This is a genomic window from Pseudaminobacter soli (ex Li et al. 2025), assembly GCF_029892515.1.
GTDB lineage: Bacteria > Pseudomonadota > Alphaproteobacteria > Rhizobiales > Rhizobiaceae > Pseudaminobacter > Pseudaminobacter soli_A.
On the sequence record NZ_JARXVF010000002.1, the window covers coordinates 367,197 to 381,225 of the forward strand.

Genomic DNA, 14,029 nt, shown 5'->3' on the forward strand with positions numbered 1-14,029 from the left:
ACCTTCAGTGCGCAACCCTCGCTCGCCGCCTTCCAAGTCCGACGGCGGGCACTTTTTTGCCGAGCGAACGCTGGCATTACGGCGACACGAGGGAGAAAGGACGAAAGTCGTGCGCAGGATCCTGATCGTATTCGCCACGACAGTTCCCTTGGTCTTTGCGGCTCAAGCGCAAACCACTGAAGGCACCAGCACTCAGATGTTCGTTGCCCCAAAGCCAACAGATGTCCTTAGCTACAACCTCAAAGGGTTGAAAATCAAAAACGAGGCAAATGACGATGTTGGCGAAATCAAGGATCTGGTCCTCTCCCAAAACACGCTCTCAGGGTATGTGGTCTCTGTTGGCGGCATCTTGGGAGTAGGAGAGCATTACCATTACATAGTTGTCAGCCCAAAGGCGGTGAAGATCACCTACGACGAGAAGGACAAGAAGTGGACAGCGACAATGGACGCGACCAAGGCCCAGCTCATGGCTGCCCCGGAGTTCAAGTACGTAGGCCGCTGGAAGCGGTAAATCCATTCCTCATCCCACATCGAGCCCGCCGCACTCCAAGGCAGCCTGCTCGCGATACGCGAGCGAGGCTCGATGAACGCTCCTCCCAATCCCCGACTCGCCGCTGAACTGGGGGCGGTGTGCTTATCTCTCAGGCGCGCGCCGCTCTTTCTTTCCCAGATCGCCACCTAGCGAGAGCCGCCAACCACTGCGCAGTTTGATGTAGCGGGCAAGTGCTTCGGCCATGGCGGCCTCTTCCGTCACGCCCTCCAGATACTTGTACATCAGAAAGCGCGCAGCCTCGTTGACGCTGCCTGACAGGTGTGCGTCAGTGAGAACGCGTTTGATCTTCTCTAGGTCGGCCGAGGATAGAAACTGATGACTTGTTGGCACATCTTTTCTCCAGGGCTGCTTGGTCACTATACCCCGGGCTACGACGCCCCAACAGCCAAGATGCGCGCGGTAACCAGTCACGTCCAGTCCTCGGCCGGTTCAAATTTCGACCCAATGCTGGAACCTCGCCCCAGTTCGATCATTTTGATCTGAGTTCATATGTGATCGCTCTCACCCGCCGCCTTCCAACCTTGCCGGCGGGCATCTTTTTTGCGCGCGCACGCTGCCGGAACTTTTTTCTGGATATGTTCGCTATGCGGGTCCGCGGTAGGGCCAGAACTGACGAATGTCGCGCAAAGGTCTACCGCCCACGATCATCGCAGGCGTTTAAGTGTGCTGGGGTGGGGGGCCTATTTCCGCGCTCGCCTGGCCGGGCAGCTCAGGAACGATAGCACTGCCGCTGCGTTGACTCGGTGCGCTTGGCTCCCAAGCGATTTTGTGCATCGTTCCTGCCCGTCGACCGATCCGGGACGGCGGGCTTCTTCTTTTTGCGGTCTTGCTTTGCACCTCGGGCAAATCGTGCATTGCTACGCCGCACAATGAGCGTACCCCATGCGCGTCGCCGGCCAAGGTGCCGGCGCTAGCCTTTCGTCGGATGGGACTTGGTCCATCGCTTAACGGCGAATTCGCCGGTCATAGCCCCCTTGGTGCCCTGCTTCATGATCAGCTCACGGTGGGGATAGGGGATTTCTATTCCGTTCTCCTTGAAGGTGTCCCACAGCGCCAGCAGCACATTGCCGCGCACATTGGTCAAGCCCTGCTGGGGATCGTGGATCCAGAACCGCAGGACGAAGTCCAGTGAGGATTCGCCGAAGCCGGTAAGCCAGCAGACCGGCCCGTGGTCGGCCTCCACGCGGTCGACGCCCAATGCAGCCTCTATCGCCAGTTGGATGACCTTATGCGGATCAGCCTTATAAGAGACGCCGAAATTCACGTCGAGCCGCACGAGCTTGTCGCTGAACGACCAGTTGATGACCCTCCGGGTGATGAAGTCCTCGTTGGGGATCAGGTATTCGTGGCCGTCGCGCGTCACCACCGAAACAAACCGCGCCCGCAATTCGCGTATCCAACCGAAAGTGCCTTCGAGCGAAATGGTGTCGCCCGGCTTGATCGACTTATCGAGAAGGATGATCACGCCGGAGACGAAATTCGAGACGACCTTTTGCAGCCCGAAACCCACACCGACGCCCACAGCGCCGGAAAATACGGTCAACGCCGACAGGTCGACACCGACGGAGGAAAGCGCGATGGCACCCGCCACCAACACAAGCCCGATCTTTGCGACCTTGCCAATGAGAATTCGAATCGATGGCGTCAGTTCTTCGAAGCTCTGGACACGCTCGTCGAAATAATTACCGACGACGATGGCCAGCCAAACGGTTGCGATCAGCAGCACTGCCGCTTTCAGCACCGTGAGAGCGGAAATGCGCATCGCGCCCAAAGGGAAGGCGAGGCTGTCCAGGAAAGCCGCAGCCTCGTCGCTGATGCCCAGTATGACAAGGGCAGCATAGATCCAGGCAAACCAGCCGAGAGTGCGCCCGACCAGGCGGTTGCGTATGATCCGCGACAGTACCGACGCGAACAGCCACGCCAAGGACAATGAAAGCGCGATAACGAGCAAATGCGTCTGGCTTGGCTGAGTGACGCTCCGCATGAGCGTGAGTGCGACGAGCAGGAATACCGAGAAAAGGATCCAGTTAGTGCGTCGCAACAGCGCGACTACGACCCGCAATAGTCCGGGATGCCCCTTGATCCGGCGTGCCCGACCCTCCAGGAGCGGTTCGACGCGCCGCGCTACAAGCTTCGCCGCCAGGAAAAGGCATATGATGATAACAGTTTGATAGAGGAGCCACGGCGTGGCGGTGTAATCTATTGCTGCGCCGATCTGGACCAGCGTGTCGTTGATGGCGGTGCGAACATCTATGCCCACATACTCGATATGGCGCGGGCATCAAGAACGGCAAGCATCGCCCCCGCAAACCGTTCAGATGCCGCAGAATTCTGTGGGCGCGGGTTCACCTGACCCTCATTTTACTCCGCTTGTTCTGGAACGTGGCCCGATTTCGTGACCGCTGACATGCGGTGCCCACCTAAGGACAGCAGCGCCCAGATGACAAAGACCGTCACAAGACCCAGCAAGATCCAGTAAGGCCACCGACGACGGCCGCGGTCTCGCCCAGGGTCTGGTTTCGGGCTCATTGCGCCTCCTTGATCTTAATCTAGCCCCGGTTCCCCAACCTTCAATCACCGAAAGGATAGGCTATTGCTAAACCATGCCGGCCGGATCGGCGTTGCGGCTCGACTTCATCGGTGACATCGAGGTCCCCCAAAGGCTACGGCACAATCTACGGCAACAAGCAGAGCAAGTTGCCGAAGCCAACCACCGGCACGACGTTGGGCGATGCCGTCGACGCACAAACTTCTTGGACGAAGCAGTTCAGTCTTCGGCCGCCGGTCGCTTACCGGCTCATGCACAAGACGCTGCAGGATTTGGCGAAGGAACTGAGCCTGTGCGGCAACCATCTATTTGATGCCGATCTGTAGGACTGTCCGGCAAGGTCGACCGCGCCGAGTTCGGCAAGCGGCTGGCGCAGGAAGAAGGAACCAGCGAGGCCATGTCGGTTGCCACAGCGCAGTGTTCAGCGAATCTTTGCGCGCCAACGCCAATCTGCTTGCGGATCACCCAGGAAATTGCGCTGTCACGTTCGTCACCATCCTCTTCCCGGGGGAAAGGGGCAGCAGCAATTTGATGCCGACAAGGTGGACGCCACGACTGCGACGGTCATTGTGACAGTGATGAGTCGACCATTGCTCTCGTGGCCATGATTTCGGCAACGTGGTTGTACCCGCTGCCGGCCTCGGCCTCGGCGGCTCGAGCGCCGCAAGGGAAGGGCCCACCCTTCCGGCTTCGCGCCGCGTAGGCTTCTCCCTGGCCATTTAGCGTGGCACGTCATCCTTATAGTTGCGCCGCCCGGGCGGAAGCGCGACCCCGACGCGTCGGCGGGAGAACCGACCGCCTTTGGAAAGATTGTCGAGGATCACTTCCGCCGCGTCTTCGTATGAGATGGTCAACTCTGACACTTTTTGCTTGAAAGCAAACGCCAAGGCCAGTCTGGGCAGAACGTAAGTGTAGGCAGGTCGTGTCATCGGCCATTCGTCGACAGACAAACGCAATTCCCCTGTTGGCTTGTAGTTCTCAGACGGGATCATCGGACCGGGGCACAACATCGACCAGTCCAATGGGCTCCTACGAAGTGCGTCGAGGTTGGTTCGGTGTGCCTCGTAAACCTTCGGGACCTTCGGTAAGTCGACGCCCATGATGTGCGTGCCGGGCACGTCAAGAATCGCCGCACCGCCGAATTGCCAGAGCCGACCTCCTTCGCCGAGACTAATGATTGTCGCATCGATCACAGTCTGTACAAGCTGAGTGAAGCCGGAACCCTCCGTCACACTGCCGGCTGCATTGATAGCGACGTCGTGTCCGACCATCACCCTGGCGATGTCGGAGCTTATGTCACCAATGGACACGTGCAAGTTTGGCGGAATGGGTCTGCCAACGAGACTTAGGAGCTTCGACTCGTCTCGCACGAACGCGGTCACTTCGTGAGCCCGCCGAAGCGCCAGTCCCAGAATGCGTCGGCCGCTATTGCCAGTTGCGCCAAGGAGAAAGATTTTCACAACCGCTCCCCATTTCCTGAGCGAGCCATCTTCATCGATGACGCGCGCACAGTCCCTCAGCCCTGGGGGCCGTGGACTTGGCCGCCAACGAAACAGCGAAGGTAGAAGTTCCCGAACTATCCTGGATTTGCCGTGAACTGCCCTTGATTGAGGGCGTCGGTTCCGGGGCGGGCTTCTCCCGTTTGACAACGCCGAGTTCCGTGAATGGAACTTTTTTGTTCGCTATGCGTTCTCGTTAAGAGTCCGGATGTGGCCCATCCTAACGGCCCATAAGCAGGCTTTGAGCCGCGCGGACAACTTCTTTGGAGAAGACAATGAGACCCTATCTCTCAACACTCGCTTGTTCGGGGTTGCTGAGCATTGGAGCGCTCGCCGGTGCGTCCGCTTTTGCCGGGGGCATCTCCAGTTTCCTCCCCGACATTCCCTCGGCGGTCGACACGGCTGGCGTGGCAACTTCCAGAACGCTACCGACACAGCCCCCCGCAGACGGCCAAGTCTTGAACCGGTCTTGCATCGCGGATGCATGCCAAGGCAAGTTTGAGCCAGCCGTCCTTGTGCTCAAGCCCTCTGACGGCGCGACCGGCGGCTTGCAATTCATCCGCGGCGGCGGCGGCTTCCACGGCTTTGGCGGCGGCGGTTTCCACGGCTTCGGCGGTGGTGGCTTCCACGGCTTTGGCGGTGGGTTCCACGGCTTCGGCGGCTTCCATGGCTTTCATGGCATGGGCGGCTTTCACGGGTTCCATGGCATGGGTGGCTTCCATGGCTTCCGCGGCATGGGCGGCTTTCATGGGTTCCATGGGTTCCATGGGTTCCATGGTTTCCGTGGTTTCCATGGTTTCCATGGCGGTCATTTCTTCCACCATAACAACTTCTTCTTTGATGGTGGTGGCGACGACTTCGACTGGGGCTGGGGCTTGTTCGGTCTAGGCCTGCCGTGGCTGTATCCATACTACGGCGGCTACTACGGCGCTTACCATCCGGCTTACTATCACGCCAGATGGCACCACGCGTATGCCAGGTGCTATCACCACTATCGCTGGGGTTGGGCGCACCGCCATTGCATCGTTCACTGACCGGGAAGTTCCCGGCCTTTGAGGCGGGTTTGTCGTTTGCGTGGCAGCGGCCAATGTCCCGAGTACCGCGGTGGCAAGCGGCTTGGCAACAAAGGCCCGTCGTCTCACTCGAGGCGACGGGCTTTTCACATGCAGCAAAGAGAAAGCCCCAGCTTTCGCCGCCTCGGTCTTCAGGGCTTTTCCCGCGCTAGCTACCGTTTTCCCCGACATGACTGACGATTTGGCCTGGGTTAGTTTTGACCGCGTTGCGGGGGACGCCCGTTTATTGAGAAATATCAATCCGACAGTGACCCGCTCCGGTTTCCGGGGCGGGCTTTTCCCTTGTTCAGGGCACCGTTTTCCCCGACCTGACCGGCGGTTCAATCGGAGCTAGATTGCATCTATGGTCTGGGAGAGACGGACCATCTTCGCCAATGGAAGACCGGCCCGCCCTGGTCCCAGGGCGGGCGCTTTTTCTATGGCCAGAGATTCCGCCGTCTCGCCCGAGGCGGCGGACTCTCTTGATACGATAGAGGTCAGGCGACGATCAGGACGATCTCGAGGCTGTGGGGATCGACGATCGCGATCCGCCCGTCCGGCAACGCGAAATACATGAAGCCTTCGTAGTCGGGGATGATCTCCACGATGCGCGGCGGCAATCGATAAAGGTGCACCTCCCGTGGGACGCGCGCTCCGACGCCGACGGCGAAATTGATTTCAGGGGCGGCTTTGACGTGATTTTCATGGAAAACGCGCCTGAGTTCCGTCCGCTGCTCTTCGCTCACATGGCGCTTTCCGGCGTGCTGTTGCTTGGTTCCGCCGCCCTGTTCCTCCCCCTGCTTTTCGGTTGGCCGACCCGTTTCGCCGTTCTGTTCGTTCTTTTTTTGCTCGCCACGCTGCGCCTTGGGCTGCTTTTCCTCGCCGCCCTTTGGTTTCATCGGGGTCTGTTCGCCGTTCTCGCCACCGTTCTCCATGTTTTCGCCACCGCCAGGCGCCTGGCCCTTTTCGGTGTCATATTGCCCGCCTCCTTGGCCTTCGGACTGTTCAGGCGGCTTCTTCTTCATTTCGGTCTGGGCCAGCGCGACGGCAGGCGCAAAGCCGAGAGCCAACGCAATCGCGCTCTTGAAAAGGATCTGTCTCATCGGGGAGCTCCCTGGACTTGTTTCGGCCAACGTGGGTGCAGCGGCGGTGTTCCATCACTTTCCACGGATCGCCCAGGCGAACTGGTCTGGAACACCGCTACGAGTCCGCAAAGGCGCATGCCGTTTTCCCCGACCTGACGAGATCGTCAGCCGCGGCTAACATCGTTGTGGCGTCTTGCCACTGCGGGAGGTTCTCATGCGCATTCGTCCGATCGTGATGTTGGCCTCGCTTTACCTGATTGGCACCGTCCCGGCGGTCCTGGCCGCCGAGACGCCCACCGATCCCCAGATCGCCCACATCGCCTACACCGCGGGCGTGATCGACGTTGAGGCGGCGAAGCAAGCCCTGGCGAAATCCAAGAACAAGGAGGTTCGGGATTTTGCGAAAAACATGGTCCGTGACCACAAAGCCGTAAATGCAAAGGCGCTTGCTCTGGCCAAGAAACTGAAGATTAAGCCCGAGGACAACAACACCAGCAAGGCATTGACCGAAGCGGCCAAAACCGAGCGCGCCAAGCTCGGCAAACTTCACGGCGCGGCCTTTGATAAGGCGTATATCGACAACGAGGTCGCTTACCACAAGCAGGTGAACAACGACCTGGAGACCGTCTTGATTCCTTCAGCGAGCAACGCCGAGCTCAAGAGCCTGCTCGAAACCGGTCTGAAGGTATTCCAAGGTCACGAACAGCATGCCGAGCAGGTTGCCGCCAAACTCCAGTAGGAGGGAGCGATGGTGTCGAGACGATATCTATTGGTCGCCGCCACGCTGGCGCTGGTCATGAGTAGTGGCGCCCAAGCGGAGACCATTCAGGTCACGATCAAAGAACTGGCGTTCGCTCCGGCAGACATCCATGCCAAGGTCGGCGATACGGTGAAATGGGTCAATATGGACGCCGTCGCTCATTCGGCAACAACCAAGGGCGGCTGGGACGTGACCATCCCTCCAAACAAGACCGCCAGCGCGGTGATGAAGAAGGCAGGTGAGATTAACTACCACTGCCGCTTTCACCCGAACATGACCGGCCACATTACCGTAACAGCTCCATAGCCAAGCTTTGCGGCACGATCATCAGCCCGCCTTCGGTCTCGGGGCAGGCTTTGTTGCGCCGGGTGCCGCCACTTCAGATTGGCTGACCCAAAGTTAGATCGGCCAGAAAACTGCCGTTAACGTTCGGTCCGCTGACGAGAGCCACATCACAAGTTCTTCCCTATAGACGCGCCCGAAATGTGGCCTAAACTTCCGAGAAAGTGTTTGCATTTCAGGCGTGTTTCGGCGCGCGAGAGTGCGGTTCATGTTCAGTCGCCGTTCGTTCATGCTGGGGCTGTTCGCTGTGGTTCTGGTGCCCCAAGCGACTCTTGCCGCTGGACACAGGACGGTCAGGCATAAGAAACACTTCGTTCTTAATCCCAAATATGCCCCGCAGATGGTCGCGTATCCCACTTACTATGCGCCCGGCACGGTGGTGGTCGATCCTCATAATCGATTTCTGTACCTGGTTGAGCAGCCAGGCGTAGCCCGACGCTATGGCGTTGGCGTGGGCAAGGCTGGTTTGGCTTGGTCCGGCCACGCCGTTATCGGCCGCAAGGAAGAATGGCCGCGTTGGAAACCAACCAAGGACATGATCCGACGCAGTCCGCACAAATATCGCAAATACACCAAAGGCCTTGAGGGTGGCCCGCGCAACCCCCTTGGCGCGCGCGCGCTGTATCTCTATCACGGCGGGCGCGACACGCTCTATCGCATCCATGGCACCAACGAGCCATGGACGATCGGCCATGCGGTTTCCAACGGCTGCATTCGCATGCTCAACGAGCATGTCGAGGACCTGTATAGCCGGGTAAATATCGGGACTCCGGTTGTCGTCCTTTAGATGAAGGAAGCGGGCCCCAATGGCCGAAGGCGGGCGGTGGCGGGAGCGTCTTTCAAGCCAACGATTGTTGTGCGTCGGCTGGGTAAACGTTCCTTCCAGGAAACCGCCGAGCCTCCGGCCGCTCCTGTTCACTCGCAGTGCCAGATGCGGTGTGATTATCTCTCGGACGCGCCTGGCGGGCGCTTGTCCTGCTTAGCGTCGCGCATGTGCCAATCACTGCGCTGCCTCGCATAGCGGTCAAGTGCCTCGGCCAAGGCGGTCTCCTCCGTCACGCCCTCCTGATATTTGCGCATCAGAAAGCGCGCGGCTTCATCGATGCTGACGCACACGCGTGCACCAGCGAGAACGCGTTTGATTTTTTCCAGGTCTGACGAGGATAAGTACTGATGACTGGTAGACACGTCTTTCCTCCCGGGGCCAATTGTTATTGTTATCCCCCGATCGGCAAAGATGCCTGATGAGTACAATGCCTTTATATACGTGGCGCGTCCAGAGCGATATCTTGATTATATCTTTTCAGTTTCCCCGGTATCTGGACTATGGCGCACCATATTTCCGATCATCCTCCTGCGTCGGTATCAGACAGACCTCAACTTCTTGCCCGCAGCCTTCCGATTGGCACTAGCCGTTATCCATGACCTGACTAATGGCATGGCCGGAGCTGAAGTATTTCGCGAGGAGCAATCTTGACTAAAGGAAGCTGCCCGCGCGGCCGCAGTTGGAAGAGGCCGCCACGCGTTCGTCTCGCGTGTAATCGGTCAAAACACGGTCTCCACCCGCGAACCGTGCCGCACGCGGTTGAACGCGTCCGGAATAAGTCGTCATGGAGCAAAAGTAGCACGCCTTGCCGTTAAAGTTCCGGAAAATGGAACTTTTTTGTTCTTGATGCGTTCCAACTGCGCGTCCGATTGAGGCACATCCCAAGGGCCCAGGCAGGCATTGAGCCGCGCGGACAAATTCCTTTGGAGAAGACAATGATGCGCTATCTCTCAACACTCGCATGCTCAGGTCTGCTGAGCATTGGAGCGCTTTACGGCGTCCCCGCCATTGCCGGGAGCACGGTCAACGCCGCCGGCGAGGCTTTGTACTCTTCCGCTAAGCCCAATGCAGTCGGCCAGATCTGGTATTCCTGCACCACGGCAACCTGCCAAGGCAAGTTTGAGCCGGCCGTCTTGGTGCGTACACTAGATCCTGGCGGCAGCGTGCAACTCGTCCGCGGCGGTGGCGGTCATGGCATGGGTGGCGGAGGCTTTATGATGCACGGTGGCGGCGGCTTTGGTGGCTTCCATGGCGGCATGGGTGGCGGTTTCCATGGCATGGGTGGGTTCCATGGCGGCTTCCCTGGTATGGGGGGCGGCATGGGTGGCTTCCACGGCATGGGCGGCTTCCATGATGGTCAATTCCATGGCGAACGTCACTTCCGTGGTAACAACTTTTTCTTTGACGACGGTGACGGTGCCTTCTTTGGATTCGGCCTGCCGTTGTATCCCTACTGTGACCCCTATTATCTCAACTACTACGGCGTCTGCTCTTCCGGATACTATCCTGGATATTAGCGCCGCCCGTCCATAATCTCGTTTCAGCACATGCTAAACTGATTAGGTAGTGTCTCATACATTTAAGCCAAGAATTCGCCCGCCTCGGTCTCCGGGGCGGGCTTCTTCTTGGTGGAGCGAGGCCCGGTGAACGCTCCTCCCAGGAAGACACCGAGCCTCTGGCCGCTCCCAGTCCACTCGCCGGACCGGGGGGCGGTGTACTTATTTCTCGGGCACGCGTCGCCAATCCTGGCGTTGCTCAATGTAGCGAGCGAGCGCCCACGCCAGCGAAGCCTCGCCCGTCACACCCTCCTGGAACTTGCGCATCAGGAAACGAGCCGCTTCGTCTTCGGCTCGAGCATCGTTCTTAGGCAGGGGCGCGGTGGTGAGGACGCGCTTGATCTTCTCGAGGTCTGGCGTGGACAGGTAGTGATCACCGGTGGGCATGGTTTCCTCCCGGGATTGGTTCTGGGGCGAGAGAGGCCAGCGCGACAAGTGCCCCATGCGCGCCAGCCGTAGGCGCGACGGGGCGCCTATATAAGAACCGTTCGACAGAGATATGTGGCGGCGGCAGCGAGTGCAAGATCAAGAACGGCACTGGACCCTCGGCAAATGCGCGCGATATCGCCAAGGGTGCTGACGGCCAACCTGCGGACGAGCCGTCAGCGCCCAGTCTGTCGTCGGGCAGAGGCGGCGAGGAACTGCGGCCTCCATCATCGGCATGTTCTGCCGCTGGCTTGGGCGCGCGCAGGAATACAGTAGAATCACTCGACAGATCCGGGCTTTCTTCCCGCCAGCGCATGGTAAAACCATAGCACCACCACAGCACCGACGATCGCCACGATGAGGCTCCAGAAATTGAAGCCTGTCACGCCAGCCGCGCCGAAGAAATTGAAAATGAGACCAGCGACGACGGCGCCAACGATGCCGAGGACTATGTTCGTCAGCATTCCTCGGCCACCGCTATTGATGGCGGCGCTAGCCGCGAGACCTGTAAGGAAGCCGAGAACGATCCAACCGATAACTAACATCGCGCGTCTCTCTGTTGTCGGCGGCGCAATTCAAACAAGTAGATGAGGCTATCGTACCGCTCATTCTCTGGCCCACTAGCCGCTCGTCGGGAAGAGGGGTGATGCGCGAGCGCCTGGGTTCACCAGTCACCGCCGGAAGCTGAAGTCAACAAAGGGATTGATCAGCGGCCTGACGGAGAGATGCGCACCGACCAGGCAATGGTTGATAAAAGCAAGGGATGGGATGATGCACGCAAATCGCGTCACCCAAACGCCGGTTCAAAGGTTCGCTTGGGAGGGTCTTTTTCTTCGGAACGTCGTGGGGTTGATCGTTTCCACTACCTTCAGAGCGAATCCTTGCTCGCTGCCTCGCAAGTCTGAGGCGGGCACTTTTTTGCCCCAAAGGCCTAGGAACATCGTACTCCAAACCGGATAGGCGTATTATGCAGACATATGGAGGCGTGCAGTCATGCGCAAATATCTCTCCCTCCACCCTGAGCAGCGTGGCCCACATTACCCCGAAGAGCTGGAGAAACTCGACGAGTTGGTTCAGCGCGCAACAGAAGCGCTGCGCATAGTCGACCCTGATGAGCGGAATGAGGTCGCGGCAGGGATCTTGTCGCTTTACTCGACTGGGATTCGCGACGACGTAGAAATTCTGGAGATCACGATCCGCCGGCACAGGCGAGACAGCGATATCAGGAGAAGAAAGGCCTAGGTCGAAACCCAGCACCGCCGAACGCCACCCCGCTAATGAAAGGGCGGCTTTTCCCGTTTCAAGGCGCCGTTTCCCGACCTCGCGGGTCAGTCTGCTAGGTCGGCAGACGAAAGAGATCACCATGCTTTTGCCAGGTGTGATCAGTCGAACCAAGGTTTTCACCCCAGAAAATGTGAGCATCATGCGGCGCGCGGTTGAGCGCGTCCGCGCCCAGCGACGGTTGCCTCTTCACGGAGCGGAAACAGAGCGTCTTGCCGCCAAGGCGCTCGCTCTCTTCAAAATCGGCTACATCATGGAGGCCGCGCTGATCAGGGCGCTCAGCGACGAAGGCTAGAAGGGAGCGGGTATCCGCAGATATCTCTCGCTCCATCCCGAACAACTCGTCAGTTTTACCGTCGAGCAACTGGATATCCTCGACACCCTGGTGCAGCGCGTCGTCGACATTGTCGACATCAGCGATCTCGGCGACAGGAACGAGGCGGCCGCAAGGATCTTGTCCATCTTCACGCTCGGCGGGCGAGCCCACGACGAGATCGTGGACATCGCAGTCCGCCTCCACAGGCAAGGCTACTCGCCCGGCGGCCGCCGCTCAGACCAGCCGACGCCGAAGCGGATCAGGACCGAGCGCCAGCGCAGGAAGCAGCCGACGAAGCCAGAGTAGGCCGGAACAACAAGGCAGCATGCGAGTTATGAAATTGGAGCACCTGCTTTCCCGCAGGTGTGCCATTTTCCACCCCTGCATTGCCCGTCGTCTGCGGATGGCGGGCTTTCTTTTAAGGTCGGAACTTCGGTGGCCATGAGCGCGTTTGATCCACGGAACATGGCTCCGGCGAGTTCCCCTGGTTACATCTACGCCGGATGCCGAAGCGCTCGTCGTCCCCCTCCGGAGGCGGCGGGCGTTGCTTAATTTAGCCTGGTTGCAGCCTCCAATTGGTCAATCAGTTCCAGAACATCGCGCAGGTGGAGCTTGAAGGCGGCGTCACGTAGGCCGGAGTCACGATACAGGAACAGACGTTCAAAGGAGAAGGCGAACCGCCCTGAACCTCTGGTTGTCGCCTCGGATATGCGGTATGGCCCCCAGATGCAACCGCACAACAACCATCATGTCGTCGTGCACTTCTTGGTGTACGATGGCACGCACGCGTGAAATACCGATGTCGTTCTCATCTCTCACCTTGCTAGAAGCTCCAGCGTTAAAGTATATTTGCACCGTCTCCATGCCAACAATGGCGTTTTTATCTTGCATATGTATTATAAATTTGTCGTTAATGATACAAGATGTATAGTCAATTTCGCTCGGGGAAGTAAAGATTACCGAAGCGACGCAGAAAGGAGGCCCGTCGTCTCATTCGAGGCGCCGGGCTCCTTTGGGACGTCGGAACATTAGCGGCCACGAGACGTTTGTGAGAATCTGGCATCGCACCCGCGATTTCCCCTCAAACGCCAGACGGCGCCCACCACCTCTCGTTCCGCTCCAGAGGTGGCGGGCGTTTTCAGAAGGCACTGGACGCTCGGCGAAGGCGCGCCATATCGATACTGGGTGCTGGCGGCTCATGTGCGGACTAGCCATCAGCAGCCAGCCCGTCGTCTGGTAGAGGCGGCGGGCTTTCTTTATGACTGAGGAGCAATGGACCGGCGTCTCGTAACGACGCCGGGCGGCGGGAAGGTCGACCTCGAGCAACGGATACCCGCGTTTGACATTCGTCCGCGCTCGGGTCTGTCGATGGCTTGTCCGCCGGCGCGAGGTAGTAGGGCTTGTCGCGGTAGACCTGCCCGACATCGGACAGGTCGACAAAGTTCTCAATGGTCAGCACGTGGTTCGAGAGCGGCTTAAGAGTGTCGAGATCCGATGGCGCGAGCAGCAGATATTCGTTCTTGTCGATCTCGTAGCCTTTGACCTGGTCTTTGGTCTCGACCTCCTTGCCGGTTCCTTCATCAATGTAGGCCGGCTTGACCGGCTCCTTGGTTTCTCTGTTGAGGATTCGGATATGGACGGTCTCGGCATCGGTCCAAGCACCCACAATCTTCACGCCGCAGGTCACGTTTCCGAGCCGCATGAAGCCTTTCCATAGAGAACGCACGCTACTCATGACACGCTACTCCAACAAGGTTGGAGAACGGGCAGGGGCGTCTATCGTTC

The 14,029-nt window shown here is 59.0% G+C and carries 17 protein-coding genes; 8 read left to right on the forward strand and 9 right to left on the reverse strand.

Annotated elements, in window-relative coordinates:
- The first annotated feature begins 109 nt into the window (after positions 1 to 109).
- Entirely contained in the window at positions 110 to 511 is a 402-nt protein-coding gene (locus M2281_RS12525; RefSeq protein ID WP_280821480.1) for a PRC-barrel domain-containing protein, read from the forward strand.
- Positions 512 to 634: 123 nt separating this feature from the next.
- Here the strand turns inward: M2281_RS12525 and M2281_RS12530 are convergent, their stop codons facing one another.
- A complete protein-coding gene (locus tag M2281_RS12530) occupies positions 635 to 910 on the reverse strand; it encodes a hypothetical protein (RefSeq protein WP_280821481.1) in 276 nt (91 codons plus the stop codon).
- A 553-nt stretch (positions 911 to 1,463) separates the two neighbouring features.
- Positions 1,464 to 2,807: a mechanosensitive ion channel family protein gene (locus tag M2281_RS12535; protein ID WP_280821858.1), complete on the reverse strand. Its 1,344-nt coding sequence runs from the start codon at positions 2,805 to 2,807 to the stop codon at positions 1,464 to 1,466.
- A gap of 443 nt (positions 2,808 to 3,250) precedes the next feature.
- On the opposite strand from M2281_RS12535, the gene M2281_RS12540 reads away from it, so the two are divergent.
- Positions 3,251 to 3,427 carry a hypothetical protein gene (locus M2281_RS12540; protein ID WP_280821482.1) on the forward strand — a complete coding sequence of 59 codons (177 nt, stop codon included), beginning with the start codon at positions 3,251 to 3,253 and terminating at the stop codon, positions 3,425 to 3,427.
- Positions 3,428 to 3,820: 393 nt separating this feature from the next.
- Here the strand turns inward: M2281_RS12540 and M2281_RS12545 are convergent, their stop codons facing one another.
- The gene (locus M2281_RS12545; protein ID WP_280821483.1) at positions 3,821 to 4,561 is read right to left on the reverse strand and encodes an NAD(P)-dependent oxidoreductase; all 741 of its coding nucleotides are present in this window, start codon (positions 4,559 to 4,561) and stop codon (positions 3,821 to 3,823) included.
- A gap of 314 nt (positions 4,562 to 4,875) precedes the next feature.
- Between M2281_RS12545 and M2281_RS12550 the strand changes: the two genes are divergently transcribed.
- Complete coding sequence (locus M2281_RS12550) at positions 4,876 to 5,634, forward strand: hypothetical protein (RefSeq protein ID WP_280821484.1); 759 nt, start codon at positions 4,876 to 4,878, stop codon at positions 5,632 to 5,634.
- A gap of 515 nt (positions 5,635 to 6,149) precedes the next feature.
- Here the strand turns inward: M2281_RS12550 and M2281_RS12555 are convergent.
- On the reverse strand, positions 6,150 to 6,755 hold the full coding sequence (locus M2281_RS12555; RefSeq protein WP_280821485.1) for a DUF1236 domain-containing protein: 606 nt from the start codon (positions 6,753 to 6,755) through the stop codon (positions 6,150 to 6,152).
- Positions 6,756 to 6,972: 217 nt separating this feature from the next.
- Here M2281_RS12555 and M2281_RS12560 point away from each other — a divergent pair, with 217 nt between their 5' ends.
- The 3 genes from M2281_RS12560 (at position 6,973) to M2281_RS12570 (ending at position 8,626) form a co-directional block, all read left to right on the forward strand.
- A complete protein-coding gene (locus M2281_RS12560; RefSeq protein ID WP_280821859.1) occupies positions 6,973 to 7,476 on the forward strand; it encodes a DUF4142 domain-containing protein in 504 nt (167 codons plus the stop codon).
- 9 nt (positions 7,477 to 7,485) lie between these two features.
- Positions 7,486 to 7,803 carry a cupredoxin domain-containing protein gene (locus M2281_RS12565; protein ID WP_280821486.1) on the forward strand — a complete coding sequence of 106 codons (318 nt, stop codon included), beginning with the start codon at positions 7,486 to 7,488 and terminating at the stop codon, positions 7,801 to 7,803.
- Between the two features lie 244 nt (positions 7,804 to 8,047).
- Positions 8,048 to 8,626 carry a L,D-transpeptidase gene (locus M2281_RS12570; protein WP_280821487.1) on the forward strand — a complete coding sequence of 193 codons (579 nt, stop codon included), beginning with the start codon at positions 8,048 to 8,050 and terminating at the stop codon, positions 8,624 to 8,626.
- Positions 8,627 to 8,781: 155 nt separating this feature from the next.
- On the opposite strand, the gene M2281_RS12575 is transcribed toward M2281_RS12570, so the two are convergent.
- Positions 8,782 to 9,027, reverse strand: a complete 246-nt coding sequence (locus M2281_RS12575) for a hypothetical protein (RefSeq protein ID WP_280821488.1) — start codon at positions 9,025 to 9,027, stop codon at positions 8,782 to 8,784.
- A 573-nt stretch (positions 9,028 to 9,600) separates the two neighbouring features.
- On the opposite strand from M2281_RS12575, the gene M2281_RS12580 reads away from it, so the two are divergent.
- Positions 9,601 to 10,182, forward strand: coding sequence for a hypothetical protein (locus M2281_RS12580; RefSeq protein ID WP_280821489.1), 582 nt, complete (start codon positions 9,601 to 9,603; stop codon positions 10,180 to 10,182).
- Between the two features lie 201 nt (positions 10,183 to 10,383).
- Here M2281_RS12580 and M2281_RS12585 read toward each other — a convergent pair whose 3' ends face one another.
- Both M2281_RS12585 and M2281_RS12590 read right to left on the reverse strand, forming a co-directional pair.
- A complete protein-coding gene (locus M2281_RS12585) occupies positions 10,384 to 10,608 on the reverse strand; it encodes a hypothetical protein (RefSeq protein ID WP_280821490.1) in 225 nt (74 codons plus the stop codon).
- A 317-nt stretch (positions 10,609 to 10,925) separates the two neighbouring features.
- Entirely contained in the window at positions 10,926 to 11,192 is a 267-nt protein-coding gene (locus M2281_RS12590) for a GlsB/YeaQ/YmgE family stress response membrane protein (RefSeq protein WP_280821491.1), read from the reverse strand.
- A gap of 448 nt (positions 11,193 to 11,640) precedes the next feature.
- Here M2281_RS12590 and M2281_RS12595 point away from each other — a divergent pair, with 448 nt between their 5' ends.
- Positions 11,641 to 11,889: a hypothetical protein gene (locus M2281_RS12595; protein ID WP_280821492.1), complete on the forward strand. Its 249-nt coding sequence runs from the start codon at positions 11,641 to 11,643 to the stop codon at positions 11,887 to 11,889.
- A 94-nt stretch (positions 11,890 to 11,983) separates the two neighbouring features.
- Here M2281_RS12595 and M2281_RS12600 read toward each other — a convergent pair whose 3' ends face one another.
- Both M2281_RS12600 and M2281_RS12605 read right to left on the reverse strand, forming a co-directional pair.
- The gene (locus M2281_RS12600) at positions 11,984 to 12,454 is read right to left on the reverse strand and encodes a hypothetical protein (RefSeq protein ID WP_280821493.1); all 471 of its coding nucleotides are present in this window, start codon (positions 12,452 to 12,454) and stop codon (positions 11,984 to 11,986) included.
- A 997-nt stretch (positions 12,455 to 13,451) separates the two neighbouring features.
- Positions 13,452 to 13,979, reverse strand: coding sequence for a Ku protein (locus tag M2281_RS12605; RefSeq protein ID WP_280821494.1), 528 nt, complete (start codon positions 13,977 to 13,979; stop codon positions 13,452 to 13,454).
- Positions 13,980 to 14,029: the final 50 nt, after the last annotated feature.

Coding starts and splice junctions, on each gene's coding strand:
- M2281_RS12550 (WP_280821484.1), top strand. CDS start 4,876: ATGAGACCCTATCTCTCAACACTCGCTTGTTCGGGGTTGCTGAGCATT.
- M2281_RS12555 (WP_280821485.1), bottom strand. CDS start 6,755: ATGAGACAGATCCTTTTCAAGAGCGCGATTGCGTTGGCTCTCGGCTTT.
- M2281_RS12560 (WP_280821859.1), top strand. CDS start 6,973: ATGTTGGCCTCGCTTTACCTGATTGGCACCGTCCCGGCGGTCCTGGCC.
- M2281_RS12565 (WP_280821486.1), top strand. CDS start 7,486: ATGGTGTCGAGACGATATCTATTGGTCGCCGCCACGCTGGCGCTGGTC.
- M2281_RS12570 (WP_280821487.1), top strand. CDS start 8,048: ATGTTCAGTCGCCGTTCGTTCATGCTGGGGCTGTTCGCTGTGGTTCTG.
- M2281_RS12580 (WP_280821489.1), top strand. CDS start 9,601: ATGATGCGCTATCTCTCAACACTCGCATGCTCAGGTCTGCTGAGCATT.
- M2281_RS12585 (WP_280821490.1), bottom strand. CDS start 10,608: ATGCCCACCGGTGATCACTACCTGTCCACGCCAGACCTCGAGAAGATC.
- M2281_RS12590 (WP_280821491.1), bottom strand. CDS start 11,192: ATGTTAGTTATCGGTTGGATCGTTCTCGGCTTCCTTACAGGTCTCGCG.
- M2281_RS12595 (WP_280821492.1), top strand. CDS start 11,641: ATGCGCAAATATCTCTCCCTCCACCCTGAGCAGCGTGGCCCACATTAC.
- M2281_RS12605 (WP_280821494.1), bottom strand. CDS start 13,979: ATGAGTAGCGTGCGTTCTCTATGGAAAGGCTTCATGCGGCTCGGAAAC.